Annotated in this window: 21 protein-coding genes; 9 read left to right on the top strand and 12 right to left on the bottom strand. The window is 70.3% G+C overall.

The features are described 5' to 3' along the window. Nucleotides 1–62: 62 nt before the first annotated feature. A complete protein-coding gene (locus ACGFU7_RS29770) occupies nt 63–1,028 on the bottom strand; it encodes an HAD family hydrolase (RefSeq protein ID WP_393699777.1) in 966 nt (321 codons plus the stop codon). 194 nt (nt 1,029–1,222) lie between these two features. Here ACGFU7_RS29770 and ACGFU7_RS29765 point away from each other — a divergent pair, with 194 nt between their 5' ends. From ACGFU7_RS29765 to ACGFU7_RS29735, 7 genes are all read left to right on the top strand, one after another. Continuing rightward, complete coding sequence (locus tag ACGFU7_RS29765; RefSeq protein ID WP_393699775.1) at nt 1,223–1,498, top strand: glutaredoxin family protein; 276 nt, start codon at nt 1,223–1,225, stop codon at nt 1,496–1,498. 272 nt (nt 1,499–1,770) lie between these two features. Continuing rightward, on the top strand, nt 1,771–2,538 hold the full coding sequence (locus ACGFU7_RS29760) for a redox-sensing transcriptional repressor Rex (RefSeq protein WP_393699774.1): 768 nt from the start codon (nt 1,771–1,773) through the stop codon (nt 2,536–2,538). Beyond that, the gene (locus ACGFU7_RS29755; protein ID WP_393699772.1) at nt 2,535–4,028 is read left to right on the top strand and encodes a glutamyl-tRNA reductase; all 1,494 of its coding nucleotides are present in this window, start codon (nt 2,535–2,537) and stop codon (nt 4,026–4,028) included. The genes ACGFU7_RS29760 and ACGFU7_RS29755 overlap by 4 nt, the downstream gene beginning before the upstream one ends. Further along, nucleotides 4,025–5,011, top strand: a complete 987-nt coding sequence (gene hemC, locus ACGFU7_RS29750) for a hydroxymethylbilane synthase (protein ID WP_393699770.1) — start codon at nt 4,025–4,027, stop codon at nt 5,009–5,011. The genes ACGFU7_RS29755 and hemC overlap by 4 nt, the downstream gene beginning before the upstream one ends. Further along, complete coding sequence (locus ACGFU7_RS29745) at nt 5,008–6,675, top strand: uroporphyrinogen-III synthase (protein ID WP_393699769.1); 1,668 nt, start codon at nt 5,008–5,010, stop codon at nt 6,673–6,675. The genes hemC and ACGFU7_RS29745 overlap by 4 nt, the downstream gene beginning before the upstream one ends. Before the next feature lie 116 nt (nt 6,676–6,791). Beyond that, nucleotides 6,792–7,790, top strand: a complete 999-nt coding sequence (hemB, locus tag ACGFU7_RS29740) for a porphobilinogen synthase (protein ID WP_393699767.1) — start codon at nt 6,792–6,794, stop codon at nt 7,788–7,790. A gap of 218 nt (nt 7,791–8,008) precedes the next feature. Then, nucleotides 8,009–10,858 carry a right-handed parallel beta-helix repeat-containing protein gene (locus tag ACGFU7_RS29735; RefSeq protein ID WP_393699765.1) on the top strand — a complete coding sequence of 950 codons (2,850 nt, stop codon included), beginning with the start codon at nt 8,009–8,011 and terminating at the stop codon, nt 10,856–10,858. A gap of 59 nt (nt 10,859–10,917) precedes the next feature. Here the strand turns inward: ACGFU7_RS29735 and ACGFU7_RS29730 are convergent, their stop codons facing one another. Further along, the gene (locus ACGFU7_RS29730; protein WP_393699764.1) at nt 10,918–11,445 is read right to left on the bottom strand and encodes a HEAT repeat domain-containing protein; all 528 of its coding nucleotides are present in this window, start codon (nt 11,443–11,445) and stop codon (nt 10,918–10,920) included. Between the two features lie 444 nt (nt 11,446–11,889). On the opposite strand from ACGFU7_RS29730, the gene ACGFU7_RS29725 reads away from it, so the two are divergent. Then, nucleotides 11,890–12,924, top strand: coding sequence for a MarR family transcriptional regulator (locus ACGFU7_RS29725; RefSeq protein WP_393699763.1), 1,035 nt, complete (start codon nt 11,890–11,892; stop codon nt 12,922–12,924). A gap of 26 nt (nt 12,925–12,950) precedes the next feature. Here ACGFU7_RS29725 and ACGFU7_RS29720 read toward each other — a convergent pair whose 3' ends face one another. The 5 genes from ACGFU7_RS29720 to ACGFU7_RS29700 all read right to left on the bottom strand — a co-directional run bounded on the left by ACGFU7_RS29720 (nt 12,951) and on the right by ACGFU7_RS29700 (nt 15,928). Next, entirely contained in the window at nt 12,951–13,295 is a 345-nt protein-coding gene (locus ACGFU7_RS29720; RefSeq protein WP_393699761.1) for a hypothetical protein, read from the bottom strand. A gap of 48 nt (nt 13,296–13,343) precedes the next feature. Continuing rightward, nucleotides 13,344–14,135, bottom strand: a complete 792-nt coding sequence (locus tag ACGFU7_RS29715; RefSeq protein WP_393699760.1) for a DUF4253 domain-containing protein — start codon at nt 14,133–14,135, stop codon at nt 13,344–13,346. Nucleotides 14,136–14,207: 72 nt separating this feature from the next. Next, a complete protein-coding gene (locus ACGFU7_RS29710; RefSeq protein ID WP_393699758.1) occupies nt 14,208–14,870 on the bottom strand; it encodes a 1,4-alpha-glucan branching protein in 663 nt (220 codons plus the stop codon). A gap of 24 nt (nt 14,871–14,894) precedes the next feature. Further along, nucleotides 14,895–15,146 (bottom strand): DUF397 domain-containing protein, encoded by a 252-nt coding sequence (locus tag ACGFU7_RS29705; protein WP_393699756.1) that lies wholly within the window; start codon nt 15,144–15,146, stop codon nt 14,895–14,897. Continuing rightward, the gene (locus ACGFU7_RS29700) at nt 15,143–15,928 is read right to left on the bottom strand and encodes a Scr1 family TA system antitoxin-like transcriptional regulator (RefSeq protein ID WP_393699802.1); all 786 of its coding nucleotides are present in this window, start codon (nt 15,926–15,928) and stop codon (nt 15,143–15,145) included. The genes ACGFU7_RS29705 and ACGFU7_RS29700 overlap by 4 nt, the downstream gene beginning before the upstream one ends. Nucleotides 15,929–16,079: 151 nt before the next feature. On the opposite strand from ACGFU7_RS29700, the gene ACGFU7_RS29695 reads away from it, so the two are divergent. Then, nucleotides 16,080–16,475, top strand: a complete 396-nt coding sequence (locus ACGFU7_RS29695; protein WP_393699755.1) for an ATP-binding protein — start codon at nt 16,080–16,082, stop codon at nt 16,473–16,475. On the opposite strand, the gene ACGFU7_RS29690 is transcribed toward ACGFU7_RS29695, so the two are convergent. The 5 genes from ACGFU7_RS29690 to ACGFU7_RS29670 form a co-directional block, all read right to left on the bottom strand. Continuing rightward, entirely contained in the window at nt 16,472–17,281 is an 810-nt protein-coding gene (locus ACGFU7_RS29690) for a HEAT repeat domain-containing protein (protein ID WP_393699753.1), read from the bottom strand. The genes ACGFU7_RS29695 and ACGFU7_RS29690 overlap by 4 nt on opposite strands. 10 nt (nt 17,282–17,291) lie before the next feature. Then, nucleotides 17,292–17,744 carry a hypothetical protein gene (locus ACGFU7_RS29685; protein WP_393699751.1) on the bottom strand — a complete coding sequence of 151 codons (453 nt, stop codon included), beginning with the start codon at nt 17,742–17,744 and terminating at the stop codon, nt 17,292–17,294. Nucleotides 17,745–17,821: 77 nt separating this feature from the next. Beyond that, complete coding sequence (locus ACGFU7_RS29680) at nt 17,822–19,192, bottom strand: MFS transporter (RefSeq protein WP_393699749.1); 1,371 nt, start codon at nt 19,190–19,192, stop codon at nt 17,822–17,824. 72 nt (nt 19,193–19,264) lie between these two features. Continuing rightward, complete coding sequence (locus tag ACGFU7_RS29675) at nt 19,265–20,920, bottom strand: amidohydrolase (RefSeq protein ID WP_393699747.1); 1,656 nt, start codon at nt 20,918–20,920, stop codon at nt 19,265–19,267. Nucleotides 20,921–21,112: 192 nt separating this feature from the next. Continuing rightward, nucleotides 21,113–22,012: an Lrp/AsnC family transcriptional regulator gene (locus tag ACGFU7_RS29670; protein ID WP_393699746.1), complete on the bottom strand. Its 900-nt coding sequence runs from the start codon at nt 22,010–22,012 to the stop codon at nt 21,113–21,115.

Below are 22,012 nucleotides of genomic sequence, written 5' to 3'. Positions count from 1 at the left end.
CTCGGCGGCCCCCGGCGGCCCCCGGCGGGACCGGGCGGGGCGCGAACGGATGTGCGTCAGCGTCAGCGGCGGCGGCGGTGCAGGGCGACGGCGGCCGCGGTGCCGCCCGCGAGGGCGCCGACGCCGGCCGCGGCCGGGATGCCGACCTTGGCCGCCTTGCGGCCCGTCCGGTAGTCCCGCAGTCGCCAGTCGAGCGCGCGGGCGTGCTTGCGGAGCTTGGAGTCCGGGTTGATCGCGTACGGGTGTCCGACCAGGGACAGCATCGGGATGTCGTTGTGCGAATCGCTGTACGCCGCACAGCGGTCGAGGTCCAGGCCCTCGGCCGCGGCCAGGGCGCGGACCGCCTCGGCCTTCGCGGGGCCGTGCAGCGGCTCGCCGACCAGGCGGCCGGTGTAGACGCCGTCGACGGACTCGGCGACCGTGCCGAGCGCGCCGGTCAGGCCGAGACGGCGGGCGATGATCGTGGCGGTTTCCACCGGGGCGGCGGTGACCAGCCAGACGCGCTGTCCGGCGTCGAGATGGGCCTGGGCGAGGGCGCGGGTGCCGGGCCAGATGCGGTCGGCCATGTACTCGTCGTAGATCTCCTCGCCGATGGACATCAGCTCGGAGACGCGGTGGCCCTTGACGATGGACAGGGCGCTGTCGCGGGCGTCCTGCATGTGCTCCGGGTCCTCGACGCCGGCCAGCCGGAACCAGGCCTGCTGCCAGGCGAACCGGGTCAGCTCGCGGCGCTGGAAGAACTTCCGCTTGTACAGGCCGCGGCCGAAGTGGAAGATCGCCGCGCCCTGCATCACGGTGTTGTCCAGGTCGAAGAAGGCGGCGGCCCGGTCGTCGCCGACGACGGGGAAGGGCGGTTCCTCGGTCGCGGTGAGGACAGAGGTGCCCTGGTCGGTGGCGGAGGACTGGTCGTCGGGGAGTTCGGAGGGGAGGGAGGACTTCCGCGCTGCCTCAGCTGCGGCCTCGCCTGCCAGCACGCTCCGTGCTGTCGCGGGGCGCCTGCGGGGTGTGAGCCATCCAAGAGCGGCCATGTCGTGAGCATAGCCAGTCTGTTCGGCCCTTCCCGACCTGCCGGGATGCCGTGCCGTGAACTCTCGGCTGCCGATTTGTTAAAAGGGCGATTCGGGGCGTATCGGATCAAGGGTGGAAGCATTCCCCTTCCGGCTCGGAGTGCCGGTCCCCTTCAGGCTCGGAGGGGCGGCCTTTTCCGGCGCAGAATGAAGGCATGAGTGCCCTGCTGCGACGTACGAAGAAGAAGCCCGCGGACCGGGTGGTGACCCTGGTCGGGAAGCCCGGATGTCACCTCTGTGACGACGCGAGGGCGGTGGTGCGGGAGGTCTGTGCGGAGACCGGTGTGTCCTGGGAGGAGAAGGACATCACCCAGGACGAGGAGCTGCACCGGGAGTACTGGGAGCAGATCCCGGTTGTCCTGATCGATAACGAACAGCACACGTTCTGGCGGGTGGACCCGGCGAGGCTGCGCAACGCGCTGCGTTCGTGAGGAAAACGCGGTTACCATCGTGGGCGTTTTGAGTGGTCTCGGGGGAGTGGCTGTGAGGAGTGTGTACCGCTTTGCCCCCTTCGGGCCTGCAACGGGCTGATGCGATCCTTGGTTCCGGGATCGCGCAACGAATGTGCGTGACCCCGGTCACTTTGACCGGACAAAACGGACACTATCTTTGTGCACGCGTTCACAAAGACATAGCCTGCATTCGACGGGGCGGCCTTGGGACATACGGCCGCCTGCAGCCCCGCTCATCCCGCAGGAGCACCGTGGCAACTGGCCGAAATCACCGACCGGCGACCCGTAGCCGAGGAATTCCCGAGGCCACCGTCGCCCGACTTCCGCTGTACCTGCGCGCACTGACCGCGCTCTCCGAGCGCTCGGTCCCCACGGTTTCGTCCGAGGAGCTCGCTGCGGCGGCGGGGGTCAACTCTGCCAAGTTGCGCAAGGACTTCAGCTACCTCGGGTCCTACGGGACGCGTGGTGTCGGGTACGACGTCGAGTATCTCGTCTACCAGATCTCCCGCGAGCTCGGGCTCACCCAGGACTGGCCGGTCGTGATCGTCGGTATCGGTAACCTCGGCGCCGCGCTCGCCAACTACGGCGGCTTCGCCTCCCGTGGTTTCCGGGTCGCCGCACTGATCGACGCCGACCCCGCGATGGCCGGAACGCCCGTCGCCGGGATTCCCGTGCAGCACGCCGACGAGCTGGAGAAGATCGTCGGCGACAACGGTGTGTCGATCGGCGTCATCTCGACCCCGGCCGGTGCCGCGCAGCAGGTCTGCGACCGGCTCGTCGCCGCGGGTGTCACCTCCATCCTGAACTTCGCGCCGACGGTGCTGTCCGTGCCCGACGGCGTCGACGTCCGCAAGGTCGACCTCTCCATCGAGCTTCAGATCCTCGCCTTCCACGAGCAGCGCAAGGCCGGCGAGGACGGGGCAGAGAGCAGCCCGGACCCGGCCGCACCGCCCGTGCGCGCCGCCACCGGCAGCCGGAAGGGACCCGACGGGGACATGCCCGCCGTGATGCCGGCATGAGTCTTCTTGTCGTAGGGCTGAGCCACCGCAGCGCCCCCGTCTCCGTACTGGAGCGGGCCTCGCTGGCTGCCGAGACGCAGGCCAAGCTCCTCCAGGACACCCTTGCCGCGGAGCCCGCGGTCGAGGCCGCCGTGCTGGCCACCTGCAACCGCATCGAGCTGTACGCCGACGTGGACAAGTTCCACGCGGGCGTCGCCGAGCTGTCCACGCTCCTCGCCCAGCACAGTGGCGTCGGACTGGACGAGCTCACTCCGTATCTCTATGTGCACTACGAGGACCGGGCCGTCCACCACCTCTTCTCGGTGGCCTGCGGGCTGGACTCGATGGTCGTCGGCGAGGGCCAGATCCTCGGCCAGATCAAGGACGCGCTGGCGCTGGGGCAGGAGATCCACACCGCCGGCCGGCTGCTGAACGACCTGTTCCAGCAGGCCCTGCGGGTCGGCAAGCGTGCCCACAGCGAGACCGGGATCGACCGGGCCGGGCAGTCGCTCGTCACCTTCGGTCTCGAACAGCTCGCGGCCGGTGCGGACGTCGCCGACTGGGCCAGGGGCAAGCGCGCCCTGGTGATCGGCGCCGGTTCGATGTCCTCGCTGGCCGCCGCCACCCTGGCCCGTACCGGTGTCGCCGAGATCGTCGTCGCCAACCGGACCCGGGCCCGCGCCGACCGGCTCGTCGAGATCCTGGGCCAGCCCGGCGGTACGGGAGTGGCCGCTCACGCCGTGGAGATGGCCGCGGTCTCCGACGAACTGACACGTGCCGATGTCGTCGTCTCGTGCACCGGCGCGACGGGTCTCGTGCTGACCGCCGAGGCCGTCGCCGGAGCGCTCGGCCTGGCCTTCGACCCCGCGTACGAGGCGCCCGCCGCGTCCGTCCCCGCGCCGCCCGCCGACCCCGACCGGCACGCCGCCTGGGTGGAGAACGGCACCGCCGGCACGGTGCGCCAGGCCGTCCGCCGGGCCACCGTGCCCGCCCAGGGCACCGGCCCCGTCCGCCTCGCCCTGCTCGACCTCGCCATGCCGCGCGACATCGACGGAGCCACCGCGCGCCTCGACGGTGTGCGCCTCGTCGACATCGAGTCGCTCGCCGAGGCGTCCGCGGACGCCCCGATGGCCGCCGATGTGGACCAGGTGCGCACCATCGTCGCCGACGAGGTCGCCGCCTTCGGTGCCGCTCAGCGCGCCGCCCACATCACCCCGACCGTCGTCGCCCTGCGCACGATGGCCGCCGGAGTGGTCGCGGGCGAGATCGCGCGGCTCGACGGACGCCTCCCCGACCTGGACGAGAAGCAGCGCGCCGAGATCACGCAGACCGTGCGCCGCGTCGTCGACAAGCTCCTGCACGCGCCCACCGTGCGGGTCAAGCAGCTCGCCAGCGAGCCCGGCGGCGCCGGGTACGCCGATGCGCTGCGGGAACTCTTCGACCTCGACCCGCAGACGGTCGCCGCCGTCTCCCGGGCAGACCTGAACGACCCGAATCGAGGGCGGTCATGACCGACAACTCACCCCTGGGCGCGGGGGCCACCACGCCGCTGCGGCTGGGGACCCGGCGCAGCAAGCTCGCCATGGCGCAGTCCGGCCTCGTCGCCGACGCGGTCAGCGAGGTGACCGGGCGCGCCGTCGAGCTCGTCGAGATCACCACGTACGGCGACACCTCCCGGGAGCACCTGGCGCAGATCGGCGGCACCGGCGTGTTCGTCGCCGCGCTGCGCGACGCGCTGCTGCGCGGCGAGGTGGACTTCGCCGTCCACTCGCTCAAGGACCTGCCGACCGCCCAGCCCGAGGGCCTCGTCCTGGCCGCCGTACCGGTGCGCGAGGACCCGCGCGACGTACTGGTGGCGCGGGACGGGCTGACCTTCGAGCAGCTGCCGTCCGGTGCCCGCATCGGCACCGGCTCGCCGCGCCGCATGGCGCAGCTCAACGCGTACGCCCGCAACCACGGCCTCGACATCGAGACCGTGCCGATCCGGGGGAACGTCGATACGCGTATCGGATTTGTACGAAGCGGGGAGCTGGACGCGGTGGTACTCGCCGCGGCCGGACTCAGCCGCCTCGGCCGGACCGGTGAGGTGACCGATTTCCTGTCGGTCGACACCGTCCTGCCCGCTCCCGGCCAGGGAGCACTGGCGATCGAATGCGCTGCGACCAGCGCAGACCTCGCCGCCGCGCTCGCCGAGCTCGACGACCCGTACACCCGGGCCGCCGTGACCGCCGAGCGTGCCCTGCTCGCCGCCCTGGAGGCCGGCTGCTCCGCACCTGTGGGTGCGCTGGCCGACCTCCTGGTCGACGGGCAGGTTGTCAACGAACTGCGCCTGCGCGGTGTCGTCGGTTCCACCGACGGTTCCTCGCTGGTACAGATGTCCACCACCGGTCCCGTCCCCACGTCGCACGACGACGCGGCGGCCCTCGGTCGCGAACTCGCGGCCGAGATGCTTGCCAAGGGTGCGGCCGGTCTTATGGGGGAGCGAGCACTTTGAGCCCCACCGGCCCCGCCGCATCCGACTTTCCTGTCCTGTCCGCAGGGCACGTCACCTTCCTCGGCGCCGGTCCCGGCGACCCGGGACTGCTGACTCTGCGCGCCGTCGAGGCGCTCGCGAGCGCGGACGTCCTTGTCGCCGAACCGGACGTTCTCGGCGTCGTTCGCTGCCATGCGCGGGCAGGCGTAAGCACGCCTGAGCTGGCGATTGTTGACGCGCAGTCAACAGCCGCCGGTGTTCCCGTTCTCAGGGATGCGGCCAATCTTGTCATGGAGGCAGCGAAGGGCGGCAGGCGGGTCGTCCGTGCCGTCTCGGGCGACCCGGGACTGGACGGGAACGCCGGCGCCGAGATGCTCGCCTGCGCCACCGCCGGTATCCCCTTCGAGGTCGTGCCGGGTGTCGCCAACGTCGTGGGCGTGCCCGCGTACGCCGGTGTGCCGCTGCGTGACGCGCAGGGCGCCGACGTCCGGTTCGTCGACGCCCGTACCGCCTCGGACCGCTGCTGGTCCGAGGTCGGCGCGAGCGATGCCACGGCCGTCATCTCGACGACCCTCGACTCGGTGGCCTCGGCCGCCGGTGAGCTGGTCTCGGCGGGCCGCAAGCCCGATACCCCGCTGACCGTGACGGTGGCCGGTACGACCACCCGCCAGCGCACCTGGACGGCGACCCTCGGGACGATCGCCCAGGTCCTGAAGCAGGCGAAGGTCCTCCCGTCGCCGGACGGGCACCAGCCCGTCATAGCCGTGGTCGGTGAGCGCAGCTCCGCCGCCCAGCGCGACCAGCTCGCGTGGTTCGAGTCCAAGCCGCTGTTCGGCTGGAAGGTGCTCGTCCCGCGTACCAAGGAGCAGGCGGCGTCGCTTTCCGACCAGCTTCGTTCGTACGGTGCCGTGCCGCACGAGGTCCCGACGATCGCCGTCGAGCCGCCTCGGACGCCCCAGCAGATGGAGCGCGCGGTCAAGGGCCTGGTCACGGGCCGCTACGAGTGGATCGCCTTCACCAGCGTCAACGCCGTGAAGGCCGTCCGGGAGAAGTTCGAGGAGTACGGGCTCGACGCCCGTGCCTTCGCCGGGATCAAGGTCGCGGCCGTCGGCGAGCAGACCGCCGCCGCGCTCGTCGACTTCGGTGTGAAGCCGGACCTGGTGCCGTCCGGTGAGCAGTCCGCCGCCGGTCTGCTGGAGGACTGGCCGCCGTACGACCCGGTCTTCGACCCGATCGACCGTGTCTTCCTGCCGCGCGCCGACATCGCCACCGAGACGCTGGTGGCCGGGCTCATCGAGCTGGGCTGGGAGGTCGACGACGTCACCGCGTACCGCACGGTCCGCGCCTCGCCGCCGCCTGCCGACACGCGTGAGGCCATCAAGGGCGGCGGCTTCGACGCGGTGCTCTTCACCTCGTCGTCGACCGTACGGAACCTGGTCGGCATCGCTGGCAAGCCGCACAACGTGACGGTCATCGCGTGTATCGGCCCGGCGACGGCGAAGACCGCGGAGGAGCACGGCCTGCGCGTCGACGTCCTGTCCCCGGAGCCTTCGGTGCACAAGCTGGCCGAGGCCCTCGCCGAGTTCGGCGCGCAGCGCCGGGAGGCGGCGAAGGAGGCCGGTGACCCGGTGACGCGGCCGAGCGAGCGGCGTCCGGGTGCGCGGCGGCGTCGTACGACGACCTGACCCGAGTGACGTGTGAGGACCGGGCGGTCCGGCTGCTTCGGCGGCCGGGCCGCCCGCCCGTTTTTCCGGCACGGGTGTCGGTAAGACGGTGATGTGTACGGGTCTAGTCTCGAAGCATGACTGTGTACGGAAACTTCCCCGGCTCCCGCCCCCGGCGGCTGCGGACGACCCCGGCGATGCGGCGCATGGTCGCCGAGACACGGCTCGACCCGGCGAACCTGATCCTGCCCGCGTTCGTACGCGAGGGCATCGACGCGCCCGTCGCCATCTCGGCCATGCCCGGCGTTCAGCAGCACACCCTGGACACCCTGCGGAAGGCCGCCGTCGAGGCGGTGTCGGCCGGGGTCTCCGGGATCATGCTCTTCGGCGTTCCCCTGGACGAGAAGAAGGACGCCCGGGGCACGGCGGGCACCGACCCGGACGGCATCCTCCAGGTCGGTCTGCGCGCGGTGCGCGAGGAGGTCGGTGACGATCTCGTCGTCATGTCGGACCTGTGCCTGGACGAGTCCACCGACCACGGCCATTGCGGTGTCCTGACCGCCGACGGCCGCGTCGACAACGATGCGACGCTGGAGCGGTACGCCGAGATGGCCCAGGTCCAGGCTGATGCGGGCGCCCATGTGGTCGGCCCCAGCGGCATGATGGACGGCCAGGTCGGCGTCGTCCGTGACGCGCTCGACCAGACGGGCCACGAGGACGTCTCGATCCTCGCCTACACGGTCAAGTACTCGTCGGCGTTCTACGGGCCGTTCCGCGAGGCCGTCGGCTCCGCGCTGAAGGGCGACCGCAAGACGTACCAGCAGGACCCGGCGAACGCCCGTGAGTCCCTGCGCGAGCTGGCGCTCGACCTCGAAGAGGGCGCCGACATGGTCATGGTCAAGCCGGCCGGACCGTACCTCGACATCCTCGCCAAGGTCGCCGAGTCGGTGGACGTGCCGGTCGCCGCGTACCAGATCAGCGGTGAGTACGCGATGATCGAGGCCGCCGCCGAGCGGGGCTGGATCGACCGGGACGCGGCGATCATGGAGAGCCTGACCGGGATCCGGCGGGCCGGTGCGCAGATGATCCTGACGTACTGGGCGACGGAGGTCGCGCAGCGGCTGGGGCGGCGCTGAGCGGCTGCCCCTTGGTGACGCCGGACCGATGAGTCCCCGTCTGTCCCGATGCTGGGGCGGGCGGGGACTCTTTTTGGTTCAATCTCTTGACGGTCATCCGATGTATTTATAGCTTTCGGCGCGGTAATCCCCGTACAACTCGCAGAAGTTGGGCGCAGACATTGGATGCCTGACTTTCGTGGAAGCCAACCCGATGTGACCGTCGATGAGGAGTGCCCGTGCGCGCCGTCCCAGGTTCCCGCCCCCGCCGCCGAAACCCGGCCTCAGCACTGACTGCCGTCGTGGCCACCGCCGCGCTGGGCGTCGGGCTGGCCGTGCTGCCCGTCGTGCCGGCCGCCGCCGGCGGCAGGAGCGGTGAGGCCGTCACCTTTCATGTCTCGCCCCACGGCAATGACCGGGCCAACGGCTCGGCCGCCAAGCCGTTCCGGACGCTGGAGCGGGCCCAGAAGGCGGTCCGTGCTTCGTTGCGCAAGGGGGTGCGGGAGCAGAGACCGGTCGACGTCGTGGTGCACGGGGGTACGTACCGGCTGCGGTCCTCCCTGAAGTTCAGCGCCGCCGATTCCGGTACCGCCAAGGCTCCGGTCCGGTACGCCGCGGCGCCCGGCGAGCGCGTCGTCATCAGTGGCGGCCGTTCGCTCGCACCTCGCTGGCAGTCCTATTCCGGCACGATCAAGGTCGCGGACATCGGAGCCGGCCTCGACTTCGACGGGCTCTTCGTCGACGGACAGCGGCAGACGCTCGCCCGCTACCCCGACTACGACCCGGATACGGCGATCCTCGGCGGGTACGCGTCGGACGCCATCTCCGCCGAGCGCGTGGCCCGTTGGAAGAATCCGACGACGGCGCTCGTACGCGGACTGCACGACGGGATGTGGGGCGGGAACTCCTTCAAGGTCACCGGTGTGAAGGCGGACGGCACACCTGAGCTGGCCTGGGTCGGCGACAACAACCGGGGCAGCGGCCTGCACGCCACGTACCGCATGGTCGAGAACGTCTTCGAAGAGCTCGACGCACCCGGCGAGTGGTTCTACGACAAGCCCGCCGGAAAGCTGTACTTCTATCCCCCGGCGGGCGTCGATCCCGCGCGGGCCCGTGTCGAGACGGCCGAACAGAACGAACTGATCCGGGTGGAGGGCAACGGGCCGGGCGACGCAGTCCGCCATCTGACCTTCTCCGGCTTCACGTTCACCCAGACCCACCGCACCCTGTTCAACCAGCCGTACGAGAAGCTCCAGCTCGGCGACTGGGCTCTGGCGCGGGTGGCCGCCGTCCATCTGAAGAACACCGAGGACGTCTCCGTACGCGACTCACGCTTCGATCAGCTCGGCGGCAACGCGCTCCTGATCGACGGGTACAACAGCCACGACGTCGTCTCGGGCAACGAGTTCAGCCACTCGGGGGCCTCCGATGTCGCTGTCATCGGCAACCCGGACGCGGTCCGCGAGCCCTCCACCTGGGACAACATGCGCAGAACCATCAGCGACACCACGCCCGGACCGAAGAGCGAGAACTACCCTCGCGACATCAGCATTCGCGACAACTACATGCACGACAACGGACAGTTCGAGAAGCAGACCTCCGGCGTGCAGATATCGATGAGCCGCCGCGTCACCGTCGACGGCAACACCCTCCACGACGGTCCCCGCGCCTGCATCGACATCAACGACGGCACCTGGGGCGGCCACCTCATCGAGAACAACGACATCTTCAACTGCGTCAAGGAGACATCCGACCACGGGCCGATCAACTCCTGGGGCCGCGACCGCTTCTGGCCGCTGACCGCCGACGACGCAACGAAGAAGTCGTACGCCGAGCTCGACGCGATGGAGACCACCGTCATCCGCCACAACCGGATCCGGCACTCCTCGCACTGGGACATCGACCTCGACGACGGCAGCTCGAACTACCTCATCGAAGACAATCTGCTGCTCAACGGCGGGGTCAAGCTCCGCGAAGGCTTCCACCGGACCGTACGCAACAACGTCTTCGTCAACGGCGGCGCGCACTTCCACGTCTGGTTCGCGGACAGTGACGATGTCGTCGAGAAGAACGTCTTCGTCACCGACACCCCCTACAGCCTGATCCAGGCCGACATGGCCAGGAGCAAGCCCGTCATCAACGACAACCTGTTCTGGAACAACGGCAAAGCCGTCCAGGGCCTCGACGACGCCTGGCGGGCGAACGGGCTGGACACCCGCTCGGTGATCGCCGACCCGAAGTTCACGGGTGCGTCCCCCTTCGCCGACCCGGCAAAGCTCGACTACACCGTCCAGTCCGACTCGCCCGCCCTGGCCCTCGGCTTCCACAACATCGCGATGGACGGCTTCGGCAAGGCGGGCTCACCCACCCCGCCGCCGCTCACCTGGCCCACGGAGACGCCTGGCACCGACACCCTCGACGCCCTTCCGGAACCGCTGCTGGGTGTGCCGGTGACCCGGATCTACTCCGACGAGATCAAGTCCGCCACGGGGCTGACCGACACCAACGGTCTGCATCTGGCCTCCGTGCCGAGCACCTCGGAGGCGTACCGGCAGGGGCTGCGTGCCAATGACGTCATCCGGGAGATCGACGGCCGGCCGGTCACCGACCGCAACAGCTTCTGGCTCGCGTACAACCAGGCCGCTCCTGGTGCCGATGTCCCGCTGAAGGTCTGGCGCAATCAGGCGTCCGCCGACGTGACCCTGCGCAAGCCCGTCGGCGGCGAGCAGATCAACAACACCTCCGGTGTCGTCTACAGCGGCACCGGCTGGGACTGGAAGAACAAGGGCCGGGGCGGCGCGGGCGGCTGGGTCGACGATGTGCACGCCACCCAGGCCGTTGGGGACTCCTTCGAGCTCGCCTTCAACGGGACCGCGATCGATCTCATCACCCAGGTCAATACCGATGAGGGCGAGATCGAGCTCTTCATCGACGGCCGGTCCGTCGGCACGATCGACAACTACAACGCCACGCGCGTGCATCAGAAGACCGTCTTCAGCAGCACCGGGCTGGCGCCGGGGGCGCACACCCTCAGAGGTGTCATGAAGACGGGCGACTACATGATCGTGGACAGTTTCCGGATTCAGTAGCCGGACAGAGGGGGGTGGGCCACCATGCCGGGGTGTCCGGGTCAGGGGGCTTGGGCCACCTATGCCGGGGTGTCCGGGCTTCGGCCCCACGCCGTCAGGATGCGGGCCGCCGCCCGGCCGAGGCCGGGGTCCTGGGTGAGGTCGCGCAGTACGTCGGTACGGGCATCGCTCGGGCCCGCCTCCGCGACGGCGGCCAGGGCGTTGTCCCGTACGAGGGGGTCCTCGTCCGGCTCCAGGGAGGCGGCGAGGGCCTCGTGGACCGCCGGGTCGTCGGCGTAGGGACCGAGCGCCTCGGCCGCGTACTGGCGGACCAGGTCCTCCGCGGGGTCGTTCAGGGCAGCCAGCAGGGCGTGGGCGGCGGTGTGGGCGGTGGCCGGGTCGGACGGGGGCCACAGGCGCAGGATCGTGGCGGCCTCGACGCGGGCGAGGTCGTACTCTTGCGGGTCTGCGACGACCGCGATCAGGAAGGGCAGCGCGTCGGGGGCATCGTCCAGTTCCGCGACGATCTCGCGCTTGCGGTCACTGGTGGCGGGCAGGGCGCGGAACTCCTGGATGAGGCGGTTGAGGCGGTCCGGCGACGGGTTCATGCGGGGTTCCTCTCGGGGCCGGTCGACCAGAGCCATGAATGTTACGTATGCGGTGAACGCCGTGCCGGGAGGCCCCCGTCGCCCGGAACCCGGGCTTCGGGATTCGAGATTCGGGATTCGGGCTTCGGACCCGGTGGTTCACTCGTGCGGGGTACGGGTCGGGGGTGCGGCCGGGCGTTGAGCTTCGGGATCCGGGCGTCGGGATTCGAGCTGCGGGATTCGGGTTCCGGGATTCGAGCGGCTTCTGTAACCGGTAGGCAGATAAGGGGGGTTGGGAAATCCTCCCCATCTCCCTGACCCGTCACGGCCAGCAAGTATGACTAATCGTGACCGACTTGCAGCGTGGCGTCGTGACTGCTTACGGTGCCGACAACGAAACGACCCCGACGCGGTGTTGGAAGCACCGGGCCGGGGTCTCACCTCAAGATCGGAAAAGGCGATCCTGTGGCTACCCAGAACTTTAGCCCTGCCCTGTGCGCGCCCGCATCCTCGGCTTCGTACCCGATGGCCAAGCCCGGTTACGGCAAGCGGTCCGCGCCGGATCAACATCCCCGTCGCGCCGATGACTTCGCGCTGCTGCCCGAGCGGGAGCGGTATGTCGCCGGGTTCGTCGACCACCTGCCCGACGGCGCGGCGATGAATGTGAAGGCCCTGGCCAAACAGCTGCCGCTCTACGGGCAGCAGGCCGTCAGCAGCGCCCTGACCGCCCTGTCGGTGGCCGGTCACCTCCGCCGTGTACGTCGCCTGGTGGGCGAGGGCGACCAGGTCCGCTGGGTCTTCCGCACGTTCTGGTCCCGCACCGCGCGCGACAACGAATGGTGGGCCGACTACCTCGCTGCCGAGGACAACCGGGCCGGGGTCGGGGCTGAGCCCGAGCCTGAACCGTCGACGATCACACCCCCGCCGCCCTGGGCCCCCATGGAGCCCCCGGTTCCGGCCCTCGACGAGTCGCTTCCGGCCGCCGTGCCGGTCGCACCCGCCGAGCCTGCCGTGCTCCCGCAGCCGGACTCGGGGTGCCCCTCGCCCGCGTACCTGGCATTGGCTCAACTCGGACGCGTGGACAACAGGTTGGCGCTCTCTGCCGCCGATTGCGAGGCGCTGGAGGGGCGCGCCACCGAATGGCTTGCGCGCGGCGTGAGCACGGGCTACCTCACCCAGGCCCTCACTGCCGGACTTCCCGCCCAGGTCGACTCGCCCGTCGGTTTCCTGCGCCGTCGGCTCAACGACAAGATCCCACCCGCTCTGCCCGCCACCCCGGACCCGGAAGCCCCTGCCGCTCCCGTCCGCCGCGTGATGGTGGAGTGCACCCGGTGCGGCGCCCCCGGCCGCCCCGACGCACTCCCCGACGGCCTCTGCCGCCCCTGCCGCCAGGCCGTCCATGGCTCAGCCGCCGCCCCGGATGCCGTCACCGAGCCCGCCATCGAACGTGACGTCCGCGCCTACGTGAGCGAACTCCGCGACCTGCTCAAGGTCCCCTGACGCCGCAGGGGTACGCCGCTGGAGGCTCAGGGCCAGTCGACCAGAGCCATGAACGTCACCCACGCGACGAACACCGTGCCGGGCGCGAGCACGGCGAGGCCGAGACCGGCCGGCGGCCTGCGTCGGCTGAACACCCAACTCGCGATCAGCACACCCAGCGCCAGTACCAGGCCGCAGGCGAGCACCGTCCACGCAGGGTCGAAGCTTGCGTCGAACCGGCCGGAGTCGGCCTCCGAGCAGGAGTCGCAGGCCATCGGCGAGAGAGCGCCGAAGACCAGGGCGAAGAACGCGAGCGGGAGCGTCACGATCGTGGAGATCAGTGACGCGATCCAGACGCGCGAGGGGCGGATGTTCGTGACTTCTTCGGGCATGTGTACGAGTCAACTCGGTGTCCGGGGACGCCGCATGAGTTGTCGTACTCAGTCCCACCAGAACGACCAGGTCTCCTGGTTCAGCAGTATCTTCTCGGCGTACACATCCAGGTCGTACGGCGGGTTCTGGTCGATGGTGTCCGGGCAGAACGCGAAATGCTCGGCGGCGAGCGCCCGTGCCTCGGCGATGGTGGTGGGCGGCCGCCCGACGGAAACGGTCAGGGTGTCGAAGCCGAGCGCCACGACCCGTATGCCGAAGCGGTCCTCCCAGGAGCGGAGCACGGCGCAGAGCCGGGCCACGTCGTCCTCGTAGTTGACCGGTCCCGACCAGCCGATCGCCGCCGGTATGTCCGCACTGCGCCGGGCCGGGACCAGCGCCAGCCGCGCGCCGGGGAACCATCCGCCCGGTTCGGTGAACTGGTCGGCCATCTCGGCCGCCAGGTCGTCCGGGGAGTCGGGCCCGTCTGCGGACGGGCTGGGCGCCAGGCCCGGCCATTCGCCGTCGGCGGCGTCGAGTTCTTCGGGCGCGCAGTCCGCCCAGTACTCGCCGAGCACCTCCTCGGCGTCGTGGTCGCCGGGGTACGACGTCCTGTCCGGGGCGAGATCCCAGGTATCCGGCCACTGGCCGCGTATCCCGCCGTCTATCAGCACGGGCAGAAGCCCGACCGGCCGCCCCTCGGCGCGCATCGCGGTCCATGTCCCGGGGGACGCGGGCTCGTCGGTGTACCAGAGCAGCGGCTCGTGCCACGGCTCGTCGATCGTCGCGTCGACCAGTGAGCCGGGCGGTAGTTGGAGCCCGGAGGTGGCCAGTGAAGGAAGCGGGTTCGGGAGCGTCGCCATGACTGCGACTCTAGACGCGGCCACTGACAACGGTGGGGCGCGGCCGGCCGGCGGCAATCGGAACGGGTCGGACTACGGGTGTGCGTGAACGACGGCGAACGCGGTGCGCGCAGTGGTGCCGTCGGGCAGCGGCGCCTCTGCGGTGACGTGGCCGAGTGCCTGCCCACCGGCGTCATGGCCGGGCTGGAGAACGCGGTTGATGTGGATGGTCAGCCGGCGTCCGTCGGATGCCGTCTCCACGAGGAGGTCCGTACCGCTCGGGTCGTCGGTCACGGTCGTGGAGGCGATCGCCGCCGTGGCGCCGGTCCCCGCGAACCAAACGGTGACGGATGGGTCGGGGGTGTCGCTCGTGCCCTGCATCTGCGCCTCGGCCTCGCCGACGATCAGCGCGAACAGCTGGGCGACGAGGACCGGGTCACGCGTCCCGTCGTACACCCACCGCTGCCCCAGAACCCCGTGCTCGGTAGTGCCGATGAGCGCTTTGTCGGCGCCCGCGATCGGTGCGCCGCGGTAGCTGAACGGCACCTGGTACGTGACCGGTTGGTCCCCCGACGTGTCGGTGACCGCCATGAACTCGATCCCCACCTCGCCCTTCGGGTCGTCCAGCCGGAATCCGCCGGTCTTGGCCAGCTCGGGCTGCTGCCCCTTGCCGCGGTACCAGGGCTGTGCGGGCAGCCAGGAGGAGAGGAGTTCCAGCTTGGTGGGCGTCAGGGTGGTGTGGTGGATGACAGCCATGGCGGTGGTATCCCTCCCGTGGGATCAGACGAGTCGCCGGTCGGCGGCGAAGCCGGCGAAGGCCGCCCAGGTGGTGGGCGCGACGGTGAGGATGGGGCCGTCGGGGTTCTTGGAGTCGCGGACGTGGATGGCGGCGGGGTGTGCCGCGATCTCGACGCAGGCCCCGCCTTCGCTGCCGCTGTAGGTCGACTTGCGCCAGGTGTATGCGACTTCGAGGCATTCGCCGCCGTCACTGCCGCTGTAGCTTGACTTGAACCACTTGCGTGCGGTGTTCATTGCTCTCCTAGCAGCCGGTCCAGCAGGTCCCTCGTTTCCTCGGTGTTGAGGGCCTGCGTTCGCAGCATCGCATACCTCTGCGCGAGGATGCTGATCTCGTCGGGATCGGAGATGAGTTGGCTGCCGCGCTGGCTTTCGGTGTAGGCGATGCGCTGATAGTCCGGAGTTTCCACCAGGATGAACGGCCCGTCGAGTCCTGCGTGAGTCCGCCGGGACAGTGGCATGACTTGGAGGGTGATGCCTGGCAGATCTGCGCAGGCACGGAGGTGACGCAAGGTCTCCCTGTACACCTCGTTTCCTCCGAGGCGGTTTCGGAGAACGGCCTCGGAGATGACGAAGCTGGTGGTCGGGGGCACTTTGCGGCGCAAAATCTCCTGACGCTTCAATCGCTTGCCGACATGGGCGTCGATCTCTTCCCTGCTGAACGTGGGGACTCGGCTGTCGAAGACGGCTCGGGCATAGTTCTCGGTCTGAAGCAGACCCGGCAGAACCTGGTTTGCGAAGAAGCAGAGAGCGAGTGCGTCTCGCTCCAGGTCCATGTACTGCTCCGCCCACGCCGGGATCAGGTCGATCTCCGGCATGTTGTCCACCGCCGTCTCCAGCGCACCCTTGGCCTCCAGCAGATGGTCCAATTGGCGGGCCAGATCAGGCAGTAGCGCGCGTCTGCCCTGCTCGATGGAGGCGATCGTCTCCACCTGGTGGCCCACCCGGCCCGCGAGTTGGGCCTGGGTCAGGCCGGCCGCCACGCGGAACACGCCGACCAGTTTGCCCACGAGTTTCATTGCCGACGCGTTCTTGCGCTGCCGCTTCCTGGGGTGCATACGGTTCGAACTCCCACCTACGTGCGTACGTCACGCGCGCACGACCCGTACAAGAAATCTGTACGGGTGCGCATACTGCGGCAGCGTAGTCACAGAGTGTGACTCTCGTTCCATGAACGAGACGATGCAACTCTCGCTGCTGCGCAAGCGGTTCTACCGGCGCGAACGTCGATCGGTGCCTGCTGCACGGGAGTTCGTACGAGGAGCTGTCACCGACTGGGGGTTCGGCGCGCGGCTGGATGACGTGCTGCTGTGTGTGAGCGAGCTGTCCACCAATGCGCTGGTGCACGGGGTGCCGCCGGGTCGGGGGTATCTGGTGCGGCTGCTGCTGCGTGAGGAGGGGAAGTTGCTGCGGGTCGAGGTCCACGACAGTGGGGACGGGCAGCCGGGGGTGCGGGAGCCGGACGGGGAGTCGGGGCGCGGGCTGGTGATCGTGGCGGCGTTGGCGGATGTGTGGGGCGTGGGGGAGCGGAACCCGGGCAAGGTGGTGTGGTGCGAGTTCGGTTAGGGCTGTTGCTCGGGCTGCGGCTCGGGCACGGTGAACTCGACGGCCTCCCGGACATCCGCGTCCGGGTCCTGGGCGAGGCGGTCGAGGAGTTCCGTCACGCCCGGTGTCGACCAGTTGGCGACGGCCTCGACGAGGGCCACACGGACCTGCGGGTCCGGGTGGTCCGCGAGGTGGGCCAGCTGATCGACCGGCCCGCGTCGGCGCAGGCCGAACCAGTGGAGGGTCTCGGTGAGCGCCGAGGGATCACCGGGGTCGCCCGCTGCGGCGATCCGGCGCAGGAGGACCGGGGCCGCGGGTGCCGGGCCGTCGAGGGGGTGCGGTCGCCGTCGGCGCAGGCGCTGTGAGCCGTACTCGCCGCGCACCCTGCAACCGAAGCAGGTGCAGGGCGTCCTGCCGTTGGAGTTCGGGAAGTAGCGCCAGCCGGTGACCTGCTTGACGGTGCGGAGGCGGTGCACTTCGCGTTTGGTGACCGCTCGGGGGACGAACACTTCCCAGCCGCGCGGGTCGTCCAGGGCGGCTGTGCGGCGGACGGCCTCGGCGGCTGTGGTGGCCGAGGGGTGGTGGTTGTAGCGGCCCACGGTGACGGGTTCGTCGTCGGGCAGTCGTATGTGTACGGCGACGAGACCGCGTGGGCCGCCGTGCCGGGCCAGTTCGCGCAGCCACTGGTGGGTGAGGGTGTACGAGGGGAGGACGGGGAAGCAGTAGAGGCCCCGTGAGCCGTCGCGGCCGTGGCTGGTGGCCCGTATTCCGGAACGGCGGATGCGCGCCGCGTTCGCTGTGGGTGTCAGGTGCACGAACATCGCCATGCGGCCGATGCTAACCGGGGGCGGGCTTGCCCGGGTTCCTGCGGTGGTTCAGCCAGGCGGCCGCGAGTACGACGAGTGCGGCGCCGAAGACGGTGACCGGAACCCATATCTGCCAGTGGAGCGGGGAGGTGGAGTCGTACGCCCAGCCGTTGCCCGCGAAGATCGTGTCACCGGCGGACACCTTGGCGCCGCTGATCTCGCCGGCCGCTGTACGGCCGTCCCCGAACGCCCACGATCCGTAGCAGTGGGAGGGCCCCTGTTGTGCGCCGCCTTCCACGCACTCTGTGATGGTGCGGACGGTGGCGGACTCGCCTGTGATCAGTTTTCGGGTGCTGCTGCCGACCCATACTGCGACGAGGAGCGGCAGGAGGGCCGCCAGGGCCAGCGGATACAGCAGTGTGCCCTGCGATTTCAGGCGGGCTAATCGGGTTCTGTGGTGCTGTTGTTCGCGCGCCTCGTGCATGACTGTCCCCTTGAGTGCCTGAACGTACGCGTTCCCCTACCCGCGGGGCGGGCAGGGGAACGCGCGTCCGCAGACGGTTATGTAGCGGTCGGCACCGCCTCGCGTGCCGCCGGTGCCTGGGGCCGTCCCTCGGCCTGTGTCCTGCCGAGCCGGTGGAGGCGGGCCGTGCACACGATGCCGATCGCCGAGATGACCATCAGCATGACGGCCGGCGGCCAGTAGTGACCGCCCGCGGCTGCCGCGAGGGAGACCGCGGCGAGGGGTGCGAGGCCGCCGAAGATCATGTTGCAGATCTGGTAGGAGAGGGAGATGCCGGTGTAGCGGACGTGCGGCGCGAAGCCCTCGACGAAGATCGACGCGATCGGCCCGTACAGCGCGGACATCACCAGGCGCATGGCCAGCATCATCAGCCAGATGAGGAGGACGCTGCCGGTGCCCAGCACCATGAACTGCGGCAGGGCCAGGACGACGACGCCCACGAGGCCGGCGATGACGACCTTGTGCGATCCCACCCGGTCGGCGAGCCACGACAGCCAGGGGGTGACGAGGAGTTCCAGGAAGGCCGCCAGAGTGAGGCCGTTGAGCAGCATCGACTCCGACAGATGGAGGTCGCCGGTGCCGTACGAGAGGAGGAAGCTGGTCACGACGTAGTAGCCGCCGGTCGCGGTGGCCAGGGCGAAGACACCGATGAGGACCGTCCGCCAGGACTTCTGGAAGACCTCCACCACGGGAAGTCTGGTCTCTTCCTCCCCGTCCTTCGCCTGTTTCGCCTGCTGTTCCTTGCGCACCTCCTCCATGACCGGGGACTCCTCCAGCTTGACCCGGACGACCAGCCCCACGATCACCAGCACGGCGGAGGCCAGGAACGGCACGCGCCAGCCCCAGCTCATGAACGCGTCGTCACCGAAGAGGTTCATCAGGCTGAAGGCGCCGGTCGACAGCAACGCGCCGACCGAGGAGCCGAGTTGGGCGAACGAGCCGAAGAACGCGGCCTTGCCGCGCGGGGCGTTCTCCACGGCGATCAGCACCGCGCCGCCCCACTCCCCGCCGATCGCGATGCCCTGGACCAGGCGCAGCACGATCAGCAGGATCGGGGCGAGCGCGCCGACCTGGGCGTACGTGGGCAGCAGGCCGATGGAGAAGGACGCGACGCCCATCATCACCAACGTGATGACCAGGGTCTTCTTGCGTCCGACGCGGTCACCGATGTGTCCGAAGACGATGCCGCCGAGCGGGCGCAGCAGAAAGCCCACGGCGAACGTCGCGAAGGCGGACAGGGTCCTGAGGTACGGCGACATGTCCGGCGGGAAGAACACGTCGTTGAACACGATCGCCGCGGCGGTGGCGAACGCGTAGAAGTCGTACCACTCGATGGAGGTGCCTGCCAGCGCCGCGAAGGCGGCTCTGTACGGGCTCTGCCCGGTGGTGGACTGCGGGGACGAGGACACGTGGGCCTCCGGGGGCGGGAGGAGCGGCGGAAGGGGAGGGGGAGGGGGAGCGGAGTGAAGTGGGGCGGCGGGTCAGCGGCCGGGGGCCGCCCAGGCGCGGGTGCCGCCGATCCAGGTCTCGCGTACGCCGATGGAGGGGAGTTCGGCCGGGTCGGCGGTGAGCGGGTCGCCGGCCAGGACGACGAAGTCGGCGAGCATGCCGGGGGCCAGGGCGCCGACGGCATGCTCGCGGTGCAGGGCGCGGGCGGCCGAGACGGTGTGCGCGTGCAGCCCGTCCGCGACGGGCATCCGCAGCGAGGCGTCGCCGAGGACGGTGCCGAGTACGGTGCGCCGGGTCGCGGCGGCGGAGACGGCCTCCAGCGGGGCGGGCGGGGCGACGGGCGCGTCCGAGCTGAAGACGACGGGGACGCCCGCGGCCAGGCAGGTGCCTGCCGGGTTGTAGCGGTGACCCAGGTCGCCGACGGCGGTCAGTGTGCCGTCGCCGGTGCGCAGGTGGTGCTGGGGCTGCATGACCGGGACGACGCCCAACCGGCCCATGCGGGCGATCTGTTCGTCGGTGGGCAGGCCGGAGTGCTCGATGCGGTGGCGGATGCCGGGGCGCTCCCGGTCGGCCTGGGCCTTCTCGACGGCGTCGAGAACCATGCCGATGGCGTACGGGGACTGGGCGTGGGTCGCGGTCTGGAGCCCGGCGCGGTGGGCGCGGCCGACGAGCTCGGCGTACTCCTCGGCGGAGTGGTAGAGCTGCCCGTGGTGGCAGCAGTCGGCGGCGTAGCCCTCGGGGAAGTACGCGGTCCAGCCGCCGAGGGTGCCGTCGGCGTAGAACTTGACGCCCTGGACGCGGAACAGGTCGTCGCCGAAGCCGTTCACGACGCCGAGTTCGAGCGCGGTGTCCAGGAGCGCGGAGGTGAGGTAGGCGGAGACGCGCAGGCGCAGTGAGCCGTCGGCGCGGGCGCGCAGGTACGTCTCCATCTCGCGGCGGGACGCCTGGGCGTCGCCGACGGTGGTGACTCCGGCGGCCAGGAAGACCTCCTGGGCGCGCTGGAGGTGGTCGGCCATGATGTCGTCGGGCTCGGAGAGGTGGAAGTTCGGGCCGTGGTTGCCGATCTTCACGCCGCCGGGGCCGGTGAGCAGGTCGCAGGCGGCGTCCCAGAGCTGCCCGTCGGGCTGACCGGAGGCGGACCGGCCGATGCTGCCGCCCTCGGGGTCGGGGGTGCCCGCGGTGACACCGCAGGTGCGCAGGGTGTGGGAGTTGACGACGCCGCCGTGGCCGGAGGCGTTCATCACGTAGACCTCGCGGTCGGTGGCGACGCGGTCGAGGTCGTGGCAGGTGGGGTGGCGGCGTTCGGCGAGGCGGCGGTGTTCGTAGCCGAAGCCGCGCACCGGAACCCCGGCGGGCAGTTCGCGGGCCGCTTCGGTCAGGACGGCGACGAGCGTCTCGATGTCCGGTACGCGCTCGGGGCGGCAGTCCACCCAGGCCAGGGCCTGTCCGTACATCACGGGGTGGCAGTGGGCGTCGACGAAGCCGGGGTGGACGAGGCCGCCGTCGAGTTCGAGGACATCGTCGGCCCGGCCGCCGAGTGCGGCGCGGGCGTCGTCGGTGGTGCCGATGTGGACGACCCGGCCGCCGCGGACGGCCAGTGCCTCGGCGCGTTCGGCGGTACCGGGGGCGGCGACGGCCGCGCCGGTCACGAGGAGAGTGCGGTCGGCGTCGTCGAGGTGGTGGTGCATGAGGGGGGCCTGCTTTCGACCTGGGACGTCCATGAGGGAGGCCGTACACACGGAGAGTCCGCGACGGCTGATTCGTTCGCCTGGACGATATGCGGCAGACGTTATCTTGCCTAGACCCCTCGTTCACCAATTTTTCGGAATGTTGCGCTGGATTTCGCTTACGTATCGTTCGATGTGGTGGCCCGGGGGCGGTCAGGGAGTGGGTGCGCCGAGGTCGTACCGCTCCTTGACCAGCTCCAGGTGGACCCAGCTCTCCACGGCGCGCACGCCCGTGCACGCCCGCATGTCCTCCAGTGTGTCGCGCACCGCCGCGAGCGACTCCGCGCTGATCGTCCCGACGAGTTCCGCGCGCCCCATGCAGGCGGAGAGGAACGAGACCCGGTCCCAGCCGCCGATGTGCCGCGCGACGGTGTCCCGCTCGCCGTCCAGGCGTACGGCGAATCCGCAGAGGAAGCCGAGCCCGAGCAGCTCGGGGCGGACCAGTGCGAGCACCTTGGCCACGCCGCCGTCGAGCAGGCGCAGGGTGCGGGCGCGGGCGGCGCCGGGTGAGAGCCCGACGCGTTCGGCGAGTTCGGCGAAGGGCAGCCGCCCGTCGCGCTCCAGCTCGTCCAGGATCAGCCGGTCCGTCGCGTCCAGTTCCGGCACATCGGGCCGGCCTGCCAGCAGGTACGGGTCCTTGAGGTGCTGGAGGGAGATCAGCGGGTCCACGGAGTCGACGCCGTTCAGTGAGCGGACCGACTCGATGGCCCGGTCCAGCTCCGCCAGCCCCTCGGTGCGCAGCTCCGCCATGATCGCGCGGCTGCCCGCAGTGAGGGTGACGAACGGCGCCTGCGGCATGGCGGCGATCGCGCGGGCCACCGGCTCGGCCGGTCCGCTCGCGCCGATCGACAGATGGGCCGAGGCGGTCAGGTTCCGTACAGCGGGATGGACGACGGCCACCACGCGTACGCCGCCGCCCGCGAGCAGTCGCTGCACGCGGGCGCGGGTGGCGGGGCGGGAGAGCCCGACGCGCTGCGCCAGCGTCTCGTACGTCAGGCGGCCGTCCGTCTGCAGTTCACGGACGACGGCCAGATCGGTCCGGTCCAGATCCAC

Origin of the sequence: Streptomyces sp. NPDC048473, assembly GCF_043200155.1 — a bacterium.
Lineage (GTDB): Bacteria > Actinomycetota > Actinomycetes > Streptomycetales > Streptomycetaceae > Streptomyces.
This window is presented reverse-complemented; position numbering and strand designations above follow the sequence as displayed.